14 protein-coding genes and 1 tRNA gene are annotated in these 17820 nt (G+C 68.0%); 6 read left to right on the plus strand and 9 right to left on the minus strand.

Going from position 1 to position 17820, the window contains the following annotated elements:
• Positions 1–125: 125 nt before the first annotated feature.
• Both ACZ5KP_RS11115 and ACZ5KP_RS11120 read right to left on the minus strand, forming a co-directional pair.
• Positions 126–199: transfer RNA gene (locus ACZ5KP_RS11115), tRNA-Ile, on the minus strand.
• A 70-nt stretch (positions 200–269) separates the two neighbouring features.
• Positions 270–890 (minus strand): FxsA family protein, encoded by a 621-nt coding sequence (locus ACZ5KP_RS11120; protein ID WP_460921392.1) that lies wholly within the window; start codon positions 888–890, stop codon positions 270–272.
• Positions 891–1306: 416 nt separating this feature from the next.
• Between ACZ5KP_RS11120 and ACZ5KP_RS11125 the strand changes: the two genes are divergently transcribed.
• Complete coding sequence (locus tag ACZ5KP_RS11125; protein ID WP_460921390.1) at positions 1307–3388, plus strand: ABC transporter ATP-binding protein; 2082 nt, start codon at positions 1307–1309, stop codon at positions 3386–3388.
• A gap of 35 nt (positions 3389–3423) precedes the next feature.
• Here ACZ5KP_RS11125 and ACZ5KP_RS11130 read toward each other — a convergent pair whose 3' ends face one another.
• Positions 3424–4203 (minus strand): DUF429 domain-containing protein, encoded by a 780-nt coding sequence (locus ACZ5KP_RS11130; RefSeq protein ID WP_460921388.1) that lies wholly within the window; start codon positions 4201–4203, stop codon positions 3424–3426.
• Positions 4204–4362: 159 nt separating this feature from the next.
• On the opposite strand from ACZ5KP_RS11130, the gene ACZ5KP_RS11135 reads away from it, so the two are divergent.
• Positions 4363–4557 (plus strand): cold-shock protein, encoded by a 195-nt coding sequence (locus ACZ5KP_RS11135; protein ID WP_020447035.1) that lies wholly within the window; start codon positions 4363–4365, stop codon positions 4555–4557.
• Positions 4558–5156: 599 nt separating this feature from the next.
• Here the strand turns inward: ACZ5KP_RS11135 and ACZ5KP_RS11140 are convergent.
• Positions 5157–6278: a DnaJ domain-containing protein gene (locus tag ACZ5KP_RS11140; protein WP_460921384.1), complete on the minus strand. Its 1122-nt coding sequence runs from the start codon at positions 6276–6278 to the stop codon at positions 5157–5159.
• A gap of 117 nt (positions 6279–6395) precedes the next feature.
• Entirely contained in the window at positions 6396–7913 is a 1518-nt protein-coding gene (locus ACZ5KP_RS11145; protein ID WP_460921382.1) for a DNA polymerase Y family protein, read from the minus strand.
• Between the two features lie 470 nt (positions 7914–8383).
• Here ACZ5KP_RS11145 and nirK point away from each other — a divergent pair, with 470 nt between their 5' ends.
• Entirely contained in the window at positions 8384–9472 is a 1089-nt protein-coding gene (nirK, locus tag ACZ5KP_RS11150; protein ID WP_460921379.1) for a copper-containing nitrite reductase, read from the plus strand.
• 118 nt (positions 9473–9590) lie between these two features.
• On the plus strand, positions 9591–10226 hold the full coding sequence (locus ACZ5KP_RS11155; RefSeq protein WP_460921377.1) for a DUF502 domain-containing protein: 636 nt from the start codon (positions 9591–9593) through the stop codon (positions 10224–10226).
• A gap of 67 nt (positions 10227–10293) precedes the next feature.
• Here the strand turns inward: ACZ5KP_RS11155 and ACZ5KP_RS11160 are convergent, their stop codons facing one another.
• A complete protein-coding gene (locus ACZ5KP_RS11160) occupies positions 10294–11268 on the minus strand; it encodes a carbohydrate kinase family protein (RefSeq protein WP_460921375.1) in 975 nt (324 codons plus the stop codon).
• 171 nt (positions 11269–11439) lie between these two features.
• Here ACZ5KP_RS11160 and dpsA point away from each other — a divergent pair, with 171 nt between their 5' ends.
• Positions 11440–11988, plus strand: a complete 549-nt coding sequence (dpsA, locus tag ACZ5KP_RS11165) for a DNA starvation/stationary phase protection protein DpsA (protein ID WP_460921372.1) — start codon at positions 11440–11442, stop codon at positions 11986–11988.
• Between the two features lie 817 nt (positions 11989–12805).
• Here dpsA and ACZ5KP_RS11170 read toward each other — a convergent pair.
• Both ACZ5KP_RS11170 and ACZ5KP_RS11175 read right to left on the minus strand, forming a co-directional pair.
• Positions 12806–12973 carry a hypothetical protein gene (locus ACZ5KP_RS11170; RefSeq protein ID WP_460921370.1) on the minus strand — a complete coding sequence of 56 codons (168 nt, stop codon included), beginning with the start codon at positions 12971–12973 and terminating at the stop codon, positions 12806–12808.
• Positions 12974–13083: 110 nt separating this feature from the next.
• Positions 13084–14880 (minus strand): heme-binding protein, encoded by a 1797-nt coding sequence (locus ACZ5KP_RS11175; protein ID WP_460921369.1) that lies wholly within the window; start codon positions 14878–14880, stop codon positions 13084–13086.
• Between the two features lie 503 nt (positions 14881–15383).
• On the opposite strand from ACZ5KP_RS11175, the gene ACZ5KP_RS11180 reads away from it, so the two are divergent.
• The gene (locus ACZ5KP_RS11180) at positions 15384–15905 is read left to right on the plus strand and encodes a PadR family transcriptional regulator (RefSeq protein ID WP_460921367.1); all 522 of its coding nucleotides are present in this window, start codon (positions 15384–15386) and stop codon (positions 15903–15905) included.
• 84 nt (positions 15906–15989) lie between these two features.
• Here ACZ5KP_RS11180 and ACZ5KP_RS11185 read toward each other — a convergent pair whose 3' ends face one another.
• Positions 15990–17768 (minus strand): PDZ domain-containing protein, encoded by a 1779-nt coding sequence (locus tag ACZ5KP_RS11185; protein WP_460921366.1) that lies wholly within the window; start codon positions 17766–17768, stop codon positions 15990–15992.
• Between the last annotated feature and the right edge of the window lie 52 nt (positions 17769–17820).

The following is a 17820-nucleotide window of genomic DNA, read 5'->3' on the forward strand; positions in this document are numbered from 1 at the left end:
TGCTCACTCGTTCCACTCGCTGCGCTCCCGGGCTGCGACTTCCAGGGCTCAAATCCTCGTTGCGAAAGTTTTCCGCTCACAGGTGCTCGTCGCTATCGCTCCTCGCACGTGGTTCGCGGAAAACATGGGCCACCACGGATTTGAACCGAGAACCTCCCGGTTATCAGCCGAGCGCTCAACCTGATTGAGCTAGTGGCCCTCGCGCTTCCCGCTAATCGGAGGTTGCTCAAAAGGGTTACTAACTGACTGCCCGCGGGCGGCCCGCCAGCTCACTGATCGTCGTCTTCGACGTCGTACTCGTCGCTGTCGAGGTCGACCGTGTCGTCGTCGCTCGCACTGCCCGACTCACCCGCGTCCGAATCGACGTCTGGACTGTCGCCCGTACCGCCGAAGGGTCCGCCGGGAGCGCCAGGGCCGCCGGCACCGCCGAGGTCGAAGTCCTCGGGGTTCACCGACTCCGTGCCCTCCGACTGCGGGAAGCCGAAGGTGTAGACGTTGCCGGAGGCGAACCCGCCCGTCTTCGAATCCAGCTTCGGGACGATGACCTTCTTCTTGAGCACCCACCGGATCGGCGCGCGCGTAACCGGGATGACGAGCAGGAAGCCGATGGCGTCGGTCACGATCCCGGGCGTGACGAGGAACGCGCCGGCGGCGATGAGCAGGCCGCCGTCGATGAGCCCGTCCGTCGGCGGCTCGCCCTTCGCCAGCGATTGCTGAATGCCGCGGATCGTCCGCCGTCCCTCTGCGCGGACGAGAATCCCGCCGATCAGCGCGGTGAGCACGACGAGGAGGACCACCTCCGCCCAGCCGAGTTTCGTGCCGAGCCACGCCAGCACCGCGGCGTCCACGAGCGGGATCGCCAGCAGCAGTGCCAGCAGCCACTTCATCATGCCGGGGCGTACCCGCCCGGTCGGGAAAACGATTGGCCTTCGGCTGACAGTAGCAATCAACACAGTTGTAGCTGGAGTCGGTCTCTCGAGTTCAGGCCGACCGACGATTTTCCAATGCTCCGATACGGCCTCGAAAGCCCTCGGCGCGCTCGCGGCCGTTCGGCGGCATATCGCGCCGCTCTCCGCACCACCCGCGGCGCGATAGGGGCCGCCGAACGACCATGACAAGCGCGAGCCCGCCTCGCCCTTTCAGTCCGCCAGGAGCGTTGGCTTGACGAGCGAGCGATTTGCCGTGGTAGAATCATCATCCGTGCAAATCCGGGAGTCGCCGCTCCGTCGCTCCGACCGGACCGAAATACGGGCGGTGCTGCCGTTGTCGAGGGTTTAATCGGCCTCCACGGACTCCCCCAACGAGAATGGCGACTGCTGCGGAGGAAAGCGTCTTCGAGCGCTACCGCGATCAGGTCGACCGGCCGCTGTCGCGGCTGTTCAAGGAGTACGGCGTCCCGGAGCTCCGGTGGTTCTCGATCGGGATGGTGGCGAACGTGATCGCGCGGTCGGCGAGCCTGCTGCCGCCGCTCGTGCTCGGCGTCGCGATCGACGCCGTGTTCGTGGGCGATTCGCAGTACACGCTGCCGCTGCTTCCCCAGGCGTGGGTGCCGGGCAGCCAGTCCGGGCAGTTCTGGTTCTCGGCGGCGCTCATCGTCGGCGCGTTCGTCGTGACGGGCGTGTTCACCTGGGTCTACGGCGTTGCAGCCAATATCTTCGCCCACCGGGTGATGCACGAGGTGCGGACCGACACCTTCGCGCGGATGCAGCGCCTCGACATGCCCTTCTTCGACGACAAGCAGACCGGCGAGGTCATGAGCGTCCTGAACAACGACGCCTCGAACCTCGAGGTGTTCCTCGACAACGCGCTCCAGAACTCCGCGCGCCTGGGCGTCATGCTGCTGGGCATCGCCGCGCTGCTCTTCTACATCAACCCACAGCTCGCGCTGGTGACGCTGACGGTCATCCCCGTGATGATCGGCTTCACGCTCTGGTTCATGCGCGCCGTCGAGCCCCGCTACGTCGCCCAGCGTTCGAGCGTCGGCGACCTCAACACGCGCCTCGAGAACAGCCTCAGCGGCATCGAGCTGGTCAAGGCCTCGGCGACGGAGGACCGCGAGACCGAGAAGGTCACCGACGCCTCCTACGACTACTTCCAGCACACGATGTCGGTGCTGAAGCTCAACTACCTCTACCGGCCCGGAATGGAGTTCCTCGCGGGCGTCTCCTTCGCGGCGACGTTCATCGTCGGCGGCGTCTGGCTGTTCTCCGGGCCGCCGGGACCGTTCTCGGGCTCGCTCACCGTCGGCGAGTTCGTCACGTTCATTTTCATGACTCAGCGGATCGTCACGCCCCTGGCGGAGGTCAGCAACATCGTCGACCAGTACGAGAACGCGAAGGCCTCCAGCGAGCGCGTCTTCGGCCTGATGGACGTCCCGGTCCGGATCGAGGACCCCGAGGATCCCGTCGAGCTCGACGATCCCGAGGGGCGAGTCGTCTACGACGACGTCGACTTCGCCTACCCCGAGAGCGCGCTGGCGGCTGCAGAGGGCGCAGAACGCGACCGGATGGGCACCGACGGCGGGTCTGACGCCGCGACGGCGGCCACCGACGCTCGGGCGGGCGAGGACCACCCGCCCCGCTCCACCGGCGAACTGGTCCTCGAGGGCGTCGACTTCACCGCTGAACCCGGCGAGACCGTCGCGCTCGTGGGCCCGACCGGCGCGGGCAAGTCGACGGTCTGCAAGCTCCTCCTTCGGCTCTACGACGTCACCGACGGTGCGATCCGCGTCGACGGCCACGACGTCCGGGAGTGTTCGCTGTCGAGTCTCCGGCGCTCGATCGGCTACGTCAGCCAGGACGTCGTCCTCTTCGACGGCACCGTCGAGGACAACGTCCGCTACGGCCGCTTCGACGCCACCCGCGAGGACGTGGTCGAGGCCGCGAAGATGGCCGAGGCCCACGAGTTCATCGAGAACCTCCCGCAGGGCTACGACACCCGCATCGGCGAGGACGGCGTCAAGCTCTCCGGCGGCCAGCGCCAGCGCCTCTCGATCGCGCGCACCATCCTCCGGGATCCCGAGATTCTCGTCTTCGACGAGGCTACCAGCGCCGTCGACACCGAGACGGAGCTGTTGATCCAGCGCTCGCTGGATCGACTCGCCGCCGACCGCACGACGTTCGTGATCGCCCACCGGCTCTCGACGATCCGCGAGGCCGACCAGATTCTCGTCCTCGAAGGCGGCCAGATCGTCGAGCGCGGCACGCACGAGGAACTCATCGACCGGGGCGACCTCTACGCTTCGCTCTGGGGCGTCCAGGCCGGCGAGATCGAATCGCTGCCCGAGGAGTTCCTCGAGGAGGCCCGCGAGCGCGCTGCCGAGCGGCCGCCCGCCGAACGAGCGGGCGAGGAGCAGTCGTCACGCGAAGGCCAGGACGAGGAAGACTGACCGACCGCCGCGCTCTCGGACTGCAGCGTACGCCCTCAGAGCGGGGTCGCCGACCGGTAGACCAGCTCCATCGGCAGCTCGGTCGGGTCCGTCGGCGGGGCGGGCGGTAGCGACCGGAGCTCCGTGGCGGCGTCGGGGTCCGAGCGTGCGGTGTAGGCCAGCGCCAGTGCGTCGAGCACGCTCTCGATCGGCACGGCCGCGCCGGCGACTGCCTCCGCGGCGGACTGGACCGTCGGCGGCGCGTCGCGGTCGAGGTCGGCGAGCGTCCGCATCCGCTCGGCGTAGCCGCCCGCCGTCGCCGGGTCGCGTTCGAGCGGCTCGCCGGCGAAGGCCCGGAACGCCAGCGCCGGGTGACTCCCGCGGAGCACCGATCGCGACTCCGGGATCTCTTGCAGAAGTTCGTCCACGGCGGCGATCGCGGCGGATTGCTCGAACGCGGCCCGCGAGAGCTCGCCGCCGGTCGTTCGCTCGTGGACTCGTCGTGCAGCGGGGAAGCGGCGCCGACGAGTGGCCTCCCGTGACGGTGGCGTGACGATCGCCTGCGCGCGATCGCCCAGGACCTCGCGCGCGAGGGCGTCGCACTCCCGTTCCGGGGGCCGAGGGCCGTCTCCGGCGTCCGCGGTCGCGCCGACGCTCCCGAACAGTCCGATCGGGACGCCGACGAGGATCCGCTCGGCGTACTCGCCGTAGCGGCCCCAGAGCGCCCCGATCTCGTCGGTCGCCACGGCCTCGACGTACGTCTCCCCGTCGAACGCCACGGCGATCCAGCTGTCGGCAGCTCGGGCGATACCGACGGCGTCGGCCTCCTCGGTCACGGCCGGCGATTGGCACTACGCTGTCAAAAGTGCACGCACGGGGTACCGGCGCCAATCGGCTGCTGAGCGGTGGCAGCGTCGTCGGGCCGTGCGAGCACGTGGCGTGTTGCATCCCGTCTCGGAAGCCTTATCCGGGATCCGGACTTCTGATGGGTTGCAATGGCATCCGGTACGGTTGACTTCTTCAACGACACAGGCGGTTACGGCTTCATCGAAACTGAGGACGCGGACGAGGACGTTTTCTTCCACATGGAAGACGTTGGCGGCCCCGACCTCGAGGAAGGCCAGGAGATCGAATTCGAAATCGAACAGGCCCCCAAGGGCCCCCGCGCGACCAACGTCACCCGGCTGTAAGGTTCGACGCTGAGCGCGATTCTTTCAGAAGCAACAGTTCGTAGCTGCGGCGCTGTGAGTCGTATGGACTTCCACTCGACAGGGGCACCTCTCTGCGAGCCTGCGTTCTGGAAGCGTCGAGAGGGATCTGGGATTCGTGCGCTGACCGCAGAGTATGCTTGACGGCAAACCGCTTGGATTCCGGGAGATCTTCGATCTCCCGACGTCCCGGCTTGCGCCGGGACAGCCCCCGACCGCTCGTCGATCCTGTTCCGGAAGACTCGCTTCGCTCGTCTTCCGACGTTCCGCTCGCGTACGCTCGCGGAACACTCGCTGCGCGCGACCTCGCTATCGCTCGGTCGTGCTTACACCGACAGACTCGCTACGCTCGTCTGTCGAGGTTCGCCTCGCGGTGCTCGGCTCACCTTCGTCAGCTATCGACGAGCTGTCGGCCCCTTCCAGTTCCGGAAGAGCAAGCTCTTCCGACCTTCGCAGGATCGGAGATCCTGCTCAGTCCCACCCGGTGAGATCGGCGTAAGCTCACGACGTTCCGGTGGAGCGTGCAATTGCGTGGACGGCTCGCTACAGTTCACGGCGGCAAGCCAAGCAGTTACTGTGCGTCAGGAGAACAGCGCCGCCTTGAGCTTCGGTCGCACGAACGCGCTCAACACCATCACCAGCAGCGCGCCGAAGGGAAGGAGGCCGAACAGCGCGAGCTCGGCGGCCAGTGGAACCTCAACCGCGGCACCGGCGGCCAGCCCGGCGAGCGGTCCGAGCACCGCGAGCGGATAGAGATAGGTCGGCTTCCAGCCCGCGGAGAGCCGGGTGAGGTAGACGAGAAGGAAGACGACGGCCGGGAGCACCAGCGCGCCGAGCGCGAGGAGGACGGTACCGGCGATCACGGTCGGCTCCGGCGTCGAGCCGGCGACGAACTCGCCGATCGTCGCCTCGTAGACGATCGGGACGCCCTCGCGCTCGAAGGCGCCAGCGAGCGCGTCGGTGTCGGTCCCGGCCGCAGTGATCCGATCGACGAGCGACCCGACGGCGTCGGCGTTGGCCCCGACGACGGCCCCGAGCCCGGCCGCGTAGATGGCCATCACGAAGTACAGCAGTGGCCAGCCGACGGCCTTCCGCACCCAGTTGTGGCGAGCGACGAAGTCGACGATCGGATCGTCGGCGTACGCGACGCTCCGCCCCGAGGCCGTCGCGCCGGCGCCGTCCGACGCCGTCCGCTGGGCGCTGCTCGACGGTGAGCTCGTCGAGGCCCCGCCGGAGGAGCCTGCGTTGCCCGTCGAGGAACTACCGGCCGCGCTCGCGGAGCGGCCGCCGGTGCTGGTCGAGGTCGACGCGGTGGAACTGCTGCCCCCGGTCGCCCCCGACGAGGCTCCGGTCGCCGTGCTTCCTCCGGACGTCGACGTTCGGCTCGACCCCGTCGAGCCCGAACTACTGCTCGCGGTCGAACTGTCGTCGTCAGCGTCCGGCGCCCACTTGTCGGGATCCGGCAGTCCGGAGAGGCGCTTCGCGACGTAGTCGATGTGTCCCATCCGGTCGTAGGCGTTGCGCTCGACGGGGTCCCCCAGCGTGTCGTAGGCCTTCTTCACCGCCGTGAACTGGGCGTTGGCGCGGGGATCGTCGTTGTGGTCCGGGTGGTACTCGCGGACCTTCGTCCGGAACGCGGTCTTGATCTCGTCTTGCGACGCGTCCCGGGGCACCTCGAGGAGCGCGTAGAAGTCATCCGCCATGCGAGATGCCCTCCATACCCAGCGGGAACGGGTCCAGGTTTATAATTTCCATGGGACGGCGTCGGGGTAGTTCCATACCTGCGAATATCTGTGGAAAATAGTTCGATCGGTGAGCACTCACTCGAACTCCGAGAGCGTGGTCTGATCCGGGGGCTGCCCGATCGGCTCGGGATCGGTGTGCTCGGCCGGCCCGTCAGACCAGACTCGATCGAGCACGGACTGCCCGGGACGCTCGTCGTCGGTCGATTCGGGCGACTCCGCCGACGCAGCGTCTTCGGCGGCTGCGTCTGCAGCGGCTTCAGCGCCAGCTGGGCTGCCGTCGGCGCTGCCGTCCGCCGGTCCGTCGGCTTCGTCGTCTCCGCCGGCGTTCTCCGCGGCAGCTGTCCTGTCGCCATCGACAGCGTCGTCGTCGGACGCGGCACTCGCGGTCGCTGGATCCAGCGCCGCAGCGGACTGCTCGTCGTCCCAGCCCCCGAGTGTGGACTGATCCGCGTCGGCGAAGGAGAGGTTCGAGACGCGTACCCCGACTTTGCGGGGCGTCTCGCCGTCGAACTCCGTGAGCAAGTCGAGCGCCACGCTCTCGACGAGGTCGGGGTCGTCGACAGGGCCCGGCAGCGATCGCGCCCGGGTGTTGACGTCGAAGGGCGGGAGCACGACCTTGATGCCGATCGTGCGATAGAGCGCTGCTTTGGAGCGAGCGCGGTCGGCGACGGCCTCGGCGAGCGCCCTGATCCGCTCCTCGACGGCGTCGGGATCGTCCTCGGCCCCGCCGAAGGACGATTCCCGCGAGAGGCTCTTCGGACGGCCCCGCGGCTCGACGCTCCGCGGATCGACGCCGCGGGCCCTGTCGTGGAGTTCGCCGCCGCGATCGCCCCACTGCTCGACGACCCACTCCCGGTCGGCGTCGGCGAGGTCGGCGACGGTCTCGATGCCGTGTTCGCGCAGGGTTCGAGCCGTCACGGGGCCGATGCCGTGGAGTTCGTCGATCGGGAGCGGTGCGAGAAAGGACTCGACCTCGCCGGGTTCGACGACGACCAGGCCGTCGGGTTTGTCGTGATCGGAGGCGACCTTCGCCGCGTGCATCGTCGGCGCGACGCCGACGCTGGCCGTGAGCCCGATCTCGCGATCGATCCGCTGTTTGACGTGGCGGGCGTACCCCTCGACGACGGACCAGTCGGTCCGCTCGGTGACGTCGAGGTAGGCCTCGTCGATCGACACCTCTCGCACCGTCTCCGCGCAGTCGTGGAGGACGTCCTTGACGTCGGCGGCGATCGACTCGTAGTACCCCATGTCGACCGGGCGGTAGTGTCCAACGGCGTCGGGATCGCCGTCGGGCCCGTCGGCGTCGGACGTATCGTCGGCTGCCGTCTCTGCCCGCGGGAGCCGATCCAGGGCGGTCGAGATGGCCTGCGCGCTCTCGACGCCGTACTCGCGGGCCTCGTAGCTGGCGGTGGCGACCGCGCCGTCGGGCTGGCCGGCTTCGTAGCCCATGCCGACCACCAGCGGCTCGCCCTCGAGTTCGGGCTCGCGGAGCCGCTCGCAGGCCGCGTAGAAGCAGTCGAGGTCGACGTGGACGACGATGCGCTCCTCGTCCTCGCCGGTCTCGACCCCCGGGAGCGTGGTCCCCTGCTGCACGCAGTGCGCTTGGCAGTACGTCCCGGTTACTCTGTCGGTCGTTCGACTCGGCGGCGAGTCCGGACTGTCGCATGCTCCGACGCGGTCGCCACAGACCGTATCCGGTGGTCGTTCCGCGTCCGGGGCGCTCCTTGATCCGGGAGCCCCGTTCCCGTCCCCAGTTCTGCCGTCGACGTTCGCGTTCACGATTCCGCTGTCCACGTTTGAGTTCGCGATTCCGTCGTCGACGTTCCAGTCTCGCGAGCCTGGACGCCCCAGTGGAGAGCGTGTCGAACCGAGATCGCCCTGAACGTGTTCGGTGCCGAAACGCTCGTTCCCGCCTGAATTCGGCGGTTTCGGTCGCCCCGTCTACTGATTCCCAGATACTGGAGATTCGGTGAACATATCCGGGGTCTCGCCCGGGAGACAGGAACTGGCGCCCCCGGTATATGGACAGCAGCACCGAGATAGAGGTGTAGAGGTGACCACCCATGGAATTCCCAGATAGCTCCCGACGGGGGATCATGACGGCACTCGGTGCGGGCGCAGCGCTCGGCCTGGCAGGCTGTATCTCGGCACCGGAGGACGGCTCCGTCAGTGCGAACGAGACCGATCCGGCGACCCAGGACGAACCGCTCGACGCGGCCAAGTCCACGGACGTCGACCGCGTGGCTGCGGATCCGACCGACGTTCCGGATCCGGTCGACTGGACGAGCCCGCGCGAGCACGACGTCACGCTGACCACCGAGGAGGTGACGGCCGAGCTCGAGCCCGGCGTCACGTTCGACTTCATGACCTTCGAGGGGCGCGTTCCCGGGCCGATGATCCGGGTCCGACGCGGTGACACGGTGAACCTCACCCTCGAGAGCTCCGAGGAGAACAGCCTCCCGCACAACATCGACTTCCACGCGTGCTACGGCCCCGGCGGCGGGGCAGAGGACACCACGATCTCGCCCGGCGAGTCCGCCTCGATCAGCTTCAAGGCGATGTACCCCGGGGTCCACATCTACCACTGCGCCGTGGCGAACATGGACCAGCACATCAGCGCCGGGATGTACGGCGCGATCCTGGTCGAGCCCAAGGAGGGGCTCCCCGAGGTCGATCGGGAGCTGTTCTTCGGCCAGAACGAGATCTACACGAACGGCGATCCCGGCGAGGAGGGCCACCACAAGTTCGACTTCGAGGCGATGAAAAACGAGGAGCCGACTTACGTGACGTTCAACGGCGAGCCCCACGCGTTCACGAGCGACCGGTACGGCCCGATCGAGGTGGAGCAGGACGAGACCGTCCGGATCTTCCTCTCCAACGGCGGGCCGAATCTCACCAGCTCCTGGCACGCGATCGGCAACGTCTGGACGAACCTCTACCGGGACGGCTCCCTCGCGTCGCCCCCGGACAAGTACGTCGAGACCTGCCCGGTCGGTCCCGGCACCGTGGCAGCGGCCGAGATCGACACGCCGGTCCCGCAGCCGATCAAGATCGTGGACCACGCGCTCACGCGGGCCGCGCGCAAGGGCGCCCTGGGCGTCGTCCAGGTGAGCGGCGAGGAGCGCCCGGAGATCTTCGATCCGAATCCCTGAGCTCCGACGCCGGACCACCCGTCTGCAGCGGTTCTCTCACTCGTTTCCTCTGGCAACGACGCGCTCCGAACCGGCCGATACGAAAACACCGATAACGGTGGCCGCGTAACCACGGCCCGTGTGGTCCTCCGTCAAGCGTGACGCCGCCAGCGGGCTCATCGTCCTGACGCCCCTGTTCGCGACGGCGTACACCCTCTGGTGGATCTTCAACTTCGTCGCGGGCGTCCCGCTGATGGGGACCATCGCCCGCCGGATCACGTTCCTCGACGTGCTCGATCCGGCCATCGCTCGCGCGCTCCTCACCATCGGGCTTCTCCTCGGCGCTCTGCTCGTCTCCTCCTGGCTGATGCGCACCAAGCTCGGGCCCTTCCTCGACGCCCGGATCGAGGCGAGCGTCAACCACCTGCCCGGCTTCCGGGTGGTCTACAACGCCTCCAAGATTGCGATGGAGACCGTCGTCGACGAGGACGTCGACCTGACCTCGCCAGCGAAGGTCGAGCTCTGGAACGACGCCAGGATGACCGCGTTCCCGACCGGCCGGGACACCGAGGACGGTCGGACGACCGTCTACGTCCCCGCGTCGCCGGTGATCTTCGTCGGCTGGGTGATCGAACTCGACGAGTCGCGCATCATCCCCGCCGACGAGTCCGTCGAGGACGCGCTCATTCGGGTGATCTCCGCGGGGTTCGCCGAGCGCTCCGAGCCGCCGAGCGAAGCCGAGGCGCGGGCCGTCGAGGCGGACGGCGACGCCTGATCGCGTGACGTCTGATCGCGTGCGGCGTCGACGCCCCTCCGGTAGTATCGATCGCAACCGGTCCGAACTACTCCTCCAGCAGCGTCGCGACCGCTGCCTTCGTGGGCAGCGCCTCCATCGCACCACGCTCGGTCGTCGAAGACGCGGCGACGGCGTTGGCGAACGCCAGCGCGTCCTCGAGCGGCCGTGAGTCGGTGGATTCCGCCGTCGAATCGAGGAGTGCGTCGATCAGTCCTGCGGTGAAGGCGTCCCCGGCCCCGGTGTCGTCGATCGCGTCGATCTCGTAGCCGCCGTGGTCGGCCGTCGCGGCGCCCCAGGGAGCGTCGGCGGTGGCGGTTGCCAGCGATCCGGCGGCGCCGAGCGTCGAGACGACCGTGTGGGGGCCGAGCTCCGTCGCACTCTCGGTCAGGCTCGCCGGGTCCTCGCCCGCACAGCCGAGCGTCCGGAGCTCCGCTGGCGTCGCGATCAGCACGTCCGTGTGGTCGACAGCCCAGCCACAGACCGTCGCCAGCTCGGCCTCGTTCCCCCAGAGCTCGGGCCGGACGTTCGGGTCGAAGGAGACCGTGCACCCGGCCCCGACTGCCCGTTCGAGGAGATCGAGCGTCGCACTCCGCGCAGGCTCGTCGGCGAGCGCGACGCCACCGACGTGGACCCACGGGACGGACGCGAGGGTTTCGTCGGGGACGGTCCCGTCCTGGAGCCGCGTGTCGGCGGTGGCGTCGCGGTAGAAGGTAAAGCGCGGGCCCGATTCCGCGCCGCTGACGAACGCGAGCGTGGTCGGAGCGTCCCCGTCGCGCTCGACGAAGCGCTGCGGAACGTCCTCTCGCTCGAGCCGGTCCGCGAGATAGTCGCCGAACGGATCTGATCCGACGCGCGTCCAGAACAGCGGTGGCCGGCCGAGCCGCGAGAGGCCGACGGCAACGTTCGCGGGCGCGCCCCCGGCGCGGCGATCGAAGGACTCGACCTCGGCGAGGGGATCGTCCGTCGCCGGCACGAAGTCGATCAGCGTCTCGCCCGCGACGAGTGGCTGCCCGTTGGTCATGGACGGTCGTGTGCAGTCACGGGTGATGAAACGCTCGCCATGGCACCGGGACCGAGGCCCCGCTCTACCGGACATCGATTGTGCAATCGTAAACATATCTTTTAATAGATCGAACTTCCCTTTTCTGGAAGTGAATCTTTAAGTGTGATGGGGCCGTAGTTGGAGACGCACATGAGCACACAGAAGACCGTCCGTCAGGAGGCCGGCACCGTCGAGGGCAGCGAAGCGCTGCGGATGCCCGCAGACAAGGCCGAGGAGATCGTCGAGGCCCTCCAGACCGACCTCGCGGACACGTACGTCCTCTACCACCAGCTGAAGAAGCACCACTGGATCGTCGAAGGCGCCGAGTTCCGCGACCTCCACCTGTTCCTCGGCGACGCTGCGATGGACGCCGAGGAGGCCGCAGACGTCCTCGCCGAGCGCGTGCAGGCCCTCGGCGGCGTCCCGCTCTCCGGCGGCGCCACCTTCGAGGACCACGCCTCCATCGAGCCCGAGGACGACGACGTCTACGACATCCGGACGTCCCTCGCCAACGACATGGAGCTGTACGGCGACGTGATCGAGTCGCTCCGCGAGCACATCGCGCTCGCGAACAACCTCGGCGACTACGCGACCGAGGAGGAGCTGCGCGAGATCCTCGAGACGACCGAGGAACACGCCCACCACATCGAGCACTACCTCGAGGACGACACCCTCGTCTTCGAGGGCGCGATGGAGTAGCCCGGCCGACGACCGCCGCGTAGCGACGTCGATTTTTCGTCGCTCCGTCTTTCGGTAGCTGCTGGTACAGTCGTCGGTCCGCCGATCTGCTCGCGACTGGATCGGTGCTCGACTGGACTACTGAGTATTGCAATTGCTGACCGCGGAGTGGCTTCGACAACAAACAGCTTGGATACCGGGAGATCAGAGATCCCCCGACGCCGTCGATCGTAGATCGACGAGCCCTGGCTCGCTGTTGCTCGCCAGGACGCCGCGGGCGTGGCCCGCGACAGCCCCCTCCCTCTCGACGGTGTACGCTCGCTGTGCTCCTCGGCTCGCTGACGCTCGCCTGCGGTGCTTATTCCGAAACGCTCGTTGACACTCGCGTTTCGACGTTCGCCTCGCATTCGCTCGGCTCACCTTCGCCTAAACCGACGAGCGATCGGCCCTTTCCAGTACCTCCCTGAGAAAGGTTCGAGGAGCGAAGCGCGGCGGGAAATCGGGCGCGTTCAGCACTGGGAATCGCCCGCTAGCTCCACTCTCTGGGGTGATCCACCGGAGCGAAGACCCTCCCAAAATCCACCGGGTGGGACTTCGGAAGGGGCCGACCGCTCGCGGATTGTAACGAAGTAAGCACCGGAGGCGAGCGTAGTGAGCCGAGGAGCGCAGCGAGTTAGAATCCGCGAGCGGGAGGGGGCTTCCGTGGCGAGCTGCAATCAAGCCAGCTCCCACGCCCACTCTGATTTCCTCAGTAGTCGAGTCGATCACGCAAGCGCCAATTCAGAGGAGCACGTCGCTCGAGGACGTCCAGAGTGAGAAAATCCCGCAGAATCCCGTGCTAGGGCTCGACCTCGACGGTGAGATCGGTGCCGATCCAGCCGTCGGGATTGTCCCGTTCGGAGAAGACGGTCCGTCCGGGACAGCTCTCGGCCATACAGATCTCTGTCGAACTCCCATCCTCCCCCTCCACAGCAGTTTCGACGTCGTTCGCGTCGACGGATTCCATCTCTGGAAGAAATTAGGCACACCTAAAGCAAAAAGGGTTTTGGTCCGCCTAAGAACGTCGTCGTTCCGTGTGGTTCGGTACCGAAGCGCACCGCTTCGCGTCTGTCGTCCTCAGGCCAGGAACACGTGCCGCGGCCGATCCGCGAGCACGTCGCGGCCCCACTCGACGGTGTCGGCGAACGCGTCGGAGCGGAAGAACGCCATCGCGTCCTCCTTCGCGGCCCACTGCGAAGCGATGAACATGTCGTTGGCGTCCTCGCGGTTCGCGTAGAGCGTCGTCTCTCGGTGGCCGTCCATGTCCCCGAGGAGCTCGCCGACGGTCGCGAACTGCTCCTGGAACTCCTCGCGGTACTCCGGCTTGACCGTGTAGAACATCCCCATCGTGCCAAAGCCCTCGCCCTCGCCGGCCTCGCGGACGATCCCCGGGAGATCCGAGAGGTACTCGCTGGCGGTCTCCGCGGCGTCCTCGGTGTCCCACAGCGAGACGACCGCGGGGTGGGCGTCCTCGGCCTCGTAGACCTCGGTGCCGCGGTGCGTGTCGTAGCGATCGAACCCGTCCGCGAGGTCGTCGACGGCCTCGGCGAGCGCGGCATCGTCGGCTTCGGAGTAGAGCACGAGCGCGTAGACGTCTTCGCCGTGGGGCGATCCGGCGTAGATGCCCTGCTCCTCGAGGTCGGCGCGGAGGTCGTGGTCGGTCGCCGCCGCGGAGCCACCGTCCCGCGCGGCGTCGTCGGTGCCGTCGGCCCCGGCGGCCCGATCGGCTCCTTCGGCGTCGACGACGTCCTCGTCCGAACCGACCACGCCGACGACGGTCTCGATCGCTCCGTCGAGCTCCGCGAGGAACCCGCTCGCCGTATCGGCGGCGGAGGCGGTCTCCCAGACGGAGACGACGACGGCACCGTCGTCGGTCGGGTGGACCTCCGTCCCGCGGTGGGTGTCGTAGTGCTCGAAGTTTCCGCGGAGCCCCTCGACCTCCGACTGGACGGCGTCGCTGTCGGCCTCCGAGCGGACGAGCACGGCGTGTCCGTCGGCCGGCGCGTCGACGCCGATCGCGGCGAGGTCGCCGTCGATCGCAGCGTCGCCGTCGGTCGCTTCCGCACCGACGCTCTCGGCGGCCGACCCGTCGGCCGTCGGCACGCGCTCGCCGGCGAGGAACGCTTCCAGATCCGCAGGCGGGAACTGCCGGCCGGAGTAGAACGGGCCGAACTCCGCGAAGCGCGAGCTGGATGGGTCGAAGCGCATCTCGTAGAGCAACTCCTTGACGTCCGTCGGGTCGTCGGCGAAGAGCGTGACGCCCCACTCGAAGTCGTCGAGCCCGATCGAGCCCGAGATGATCTGGCTCACCTTACCGGCGTACTCCCGGCCGATCTCGCCGTGGGCCTCCATGAACTCCGCGCGATCGTCGAAGGAGAGATCGTACCAGTTCTGCTCGGGCTCGCGGCGTTTGTCCATCGGGTAGAAACTCACGAACTCCGCGTCCGGGAGGTCGGGATAGAGCCGCGATTCGATGTAGTTCCGCATCCCCGGATCGGCCTCGGCGTCGGGATCGAAGTAATCCTCCGCGCCGGTGTAGCCCGACGCCTCGGTGATCGAGACGTAGGAGGCTGTGCGCTCGGTGAACCCGGCGAGCGCCGTCTGTGCGAACTGCCGCTCGAGGAAGTCGAGGTCGTCCAGCGTCGGTCGGAGGTGGAGGATCAGCAGGTCCGCTTCGTGGCCGAGCACCGCGAACGTCGCGGAGCCGCCCGCGTCGGCGTCCTCGACGGCGACGGCGTCTTCGAGATACTCGCGGCCCTCCGCGATCGCACGGTCGCGCTCCCGGCCGGGCGCCTCGCGCCAGGCGTCCCAGTCGATCGACCGGAGGTCGTGGAGGACGTACCAGCCCTCGTCCGTTTCGGGCGGTCGTGGCATACGAAACGGTTCTCGGCCGGGGCCTTTGTCCCTTGCGAGTCGGCGCTCGAACTGGGCGTTCGTGCGCAGTGCGAGGCGAGCACTGCACCGGCGAATCTTCGCCACAGCGACCCGCTCGAACCACCATGCGCCCTCGCGGTTAGAGCGTCTCCCTGATCGAGCGTCTCTATGGTCGAGTGTCTCCATGGCCGAGTGCATCCCGACGAGTGTCGCCTCGAACGATCGTCCCCCACGATCGAGGGTCACCCGATCGATCGTGGCCACGAACGCCCGTCCTTCCGATCGGCCGTTTTCACGATCGAGCATTACCGCGATCGAAATTCTTCCACGATCGAAAAATTCCCTCGCTCCACGAGCGCTCCTCGGCGTCGGCGACCGTGCACAGCGGCGTTCGCTTGGCTCGTGGACGGCGTTCCGCGTGCGCGCCGAATCGCCGATCCGTCGCAGTTGGCCCGTCTCGGTAATCGAAACCCCTTTTCTCGCCCGTGACCCATCACATACAAATGGAGTACAGCGGTGCCCCGAAGGGGCTGGTTTCCTACCTCGTGCTGGAGCTGTTGGAGGAGAAGCCACGCTACGGCTACGAGATTCTAAAAGAAATCGAGTCGATCAGCGGCGGCCACTGGGAGCCGTCCTACGGCTCCGTCTACCCCGTTCTCTACAAGTTCGAGGAGGAGGGCTGGGCCGAGCGCATCGAACGCGAGGACGAGCCCGACCGCAAGTATTTCGAGCTAACGGCGGCCGGAGCGGACGAACTCGAGGATCGCCGGGAAGAGAGCGCCGGGAAGGCCCACGACTTCGCGGACACCATTCTCGGCTTCTACCACGTCTACGTCGCCCTCGCCGGCGACGACCGCTTCGAGGTTCCCTGCCGGTCCGACGCCTGGTGTTTCGACGACACGTTCAGCGCGTGGATGATCGAACAGATGATCCGCCACCACGAGCGGGACTTCGGCGAATTCGAGCGCATCGAGGAGACGCCCGAGGAGTTCTACGAGCGCCACGGCGTCGGCAACGACGACTGACTGCGATCCAGAGGAGCGGCAGCCGCCGGTTCGCCGCCGCGGCACGCTCCCGCGTTCTCCACCGCCAGGTCGCGGTTTCTGCCCTCAGAACAGGTACCGGGGACCGAACAGCATGACGACGAACCCGAGCCCCATCGCCAGCCCGACGGAGACGGTAATCAGCTTCGTCAGCGCGAAGTCGGCGTCGATCGGCAGCCGCGAGACGACCGACTCCGTGGCCGTCCGGAGGAGGTGGCCGCCGTCGAGCGGGAACGCCGGGATCAGGTTGACGATACCGAGGTTGACGTTGATCCAGCCGATCCAGAACAGTGCCGTCGCGAGCCAGAACACGCCGCCGCCGAGGAACTCGAGCGGCCCGTCGATCACGTAGAAGTTCTGGACGTTCTCGGTGAAGCCAGCGAAGTTGAAGGGCAGTGCGCCCCCGCCGCCACTCGAGAAGCCGGCGATCGGGAGGAAGATTGCCGAGAGCGTCTGGCCGATGAAGGAATCGGTCGTCATCCCCTCGACGTTCCCGTCGCCGCCGAGCACCGCGAGGTAGTTGCCGGCCGGGTAGTAGCGAACCCCGAGGTCGTCGACGCTGAGACCGTCGGTGCCGGGGTAGCCCTGCACGCCGAGGAACGCGTCGCCGTTGCGCTCGCCCATTTCGACGTCGAAGGTCCGGCGTTCGCCGTCCGCGTACCCGACGACCGTGACCGTCTCGCCCGGCTCGTGGGCGTCGATCGCGTCGCCGACGTCCTCGTAGTCGATCACGCGCCGATCGCCGATCGAGACGATCGTGAGGTCCTCACCGCTGGCGGCGCCGGCCGCCGAGAGCGGATCGCCGGGGAGCACTCCGACGCGACCGCCGGCGACGATCGTCGTCTCGAAGGTCGTCGAGTCGTTCTCGACGGTGAGCGTCGCGCGCTCGCCACCGGCGCGGAGCGCGTCCTCGTACGCGGGCGTGGTGCGAACGGCCGTTCCGTTCACCGCCACGATCTCGTCGCCCGGCTCGACCGGGCTGTCCTCGAGCGCTGCGGTGACGATCAGCCGTCGATCGAGGCTCCGCTGCTGGCCGTCGCTCGTCTCGATCGTGATCTGTTCGGAGGTGTCGTTGGCCAGCAGGTTCTGGAGCTCCTCGTTGGAGTCCACCGACTCGTTGCCTACAGCGACGATCCGATCGCCCGCATCGATGCCGGCCTCGTCCGCCGGCGAGCCCGAGAGCGACCCGCCGACGCCCGCGCCGGCGGCGACGCCGATCGAGCCCACCACCGGCCCGAAGAGGAGCGCGAACGCGAGCAGGGTGACGAGGAAGTTGTTCGTCACGCCCGCGGCGAACATCCGCGCGCTCGCGCCGCGGTTCGCCGCCCGCTGGCTCTCTTCATCCGGCTCGACGAAGGCGCCCATCGGGACGATCGAGAGCAACGCCACGCCCATCGAGTCGATCTCGATGTCCTCGACGCGACAGAGCAGCCCGTGGCCGCCCTCGTGGACCACGAGGCCCACGAGGAGGCCGAGCAGGATCTCGGGCGCGACCTCCCACGGCAGGAAGTCGTTGTAGCCCGGGATGACGAGGACGTTCCGGGGCTGGGTGACCTGCGTCGTCGGCCCGGGGTTCTGGATCGTGAGGATCGCCGAGAGGAGGACGAACAGGAAGGACAGGACCATCACGACGAGCGCGAGGCCGAGACCGACGTTCGCCCACGCACGCCAGAGCCGCTTGGGCCGCGCCAGCCAGTCGAGGAACCGCTTGCCGCGCTGGGTGTGCAGCGTCAGGAGCGGCCCGCTAACGTGGGCCCACTCGGGCAGCACGCCCTGCCGGTCGAGCGTCACCGCCAGCAGCCAGTAGGCCAGGATCCCGACGACGACCCACACCAGCACGTTCATTGCACGCAGGTCGGGCGTCACCGGGCATAGGGCTGGCGGACGCGGCCGGTCA

The organism is Salinarchaeum chitinilyticum, from assembly GCF_055390775.1.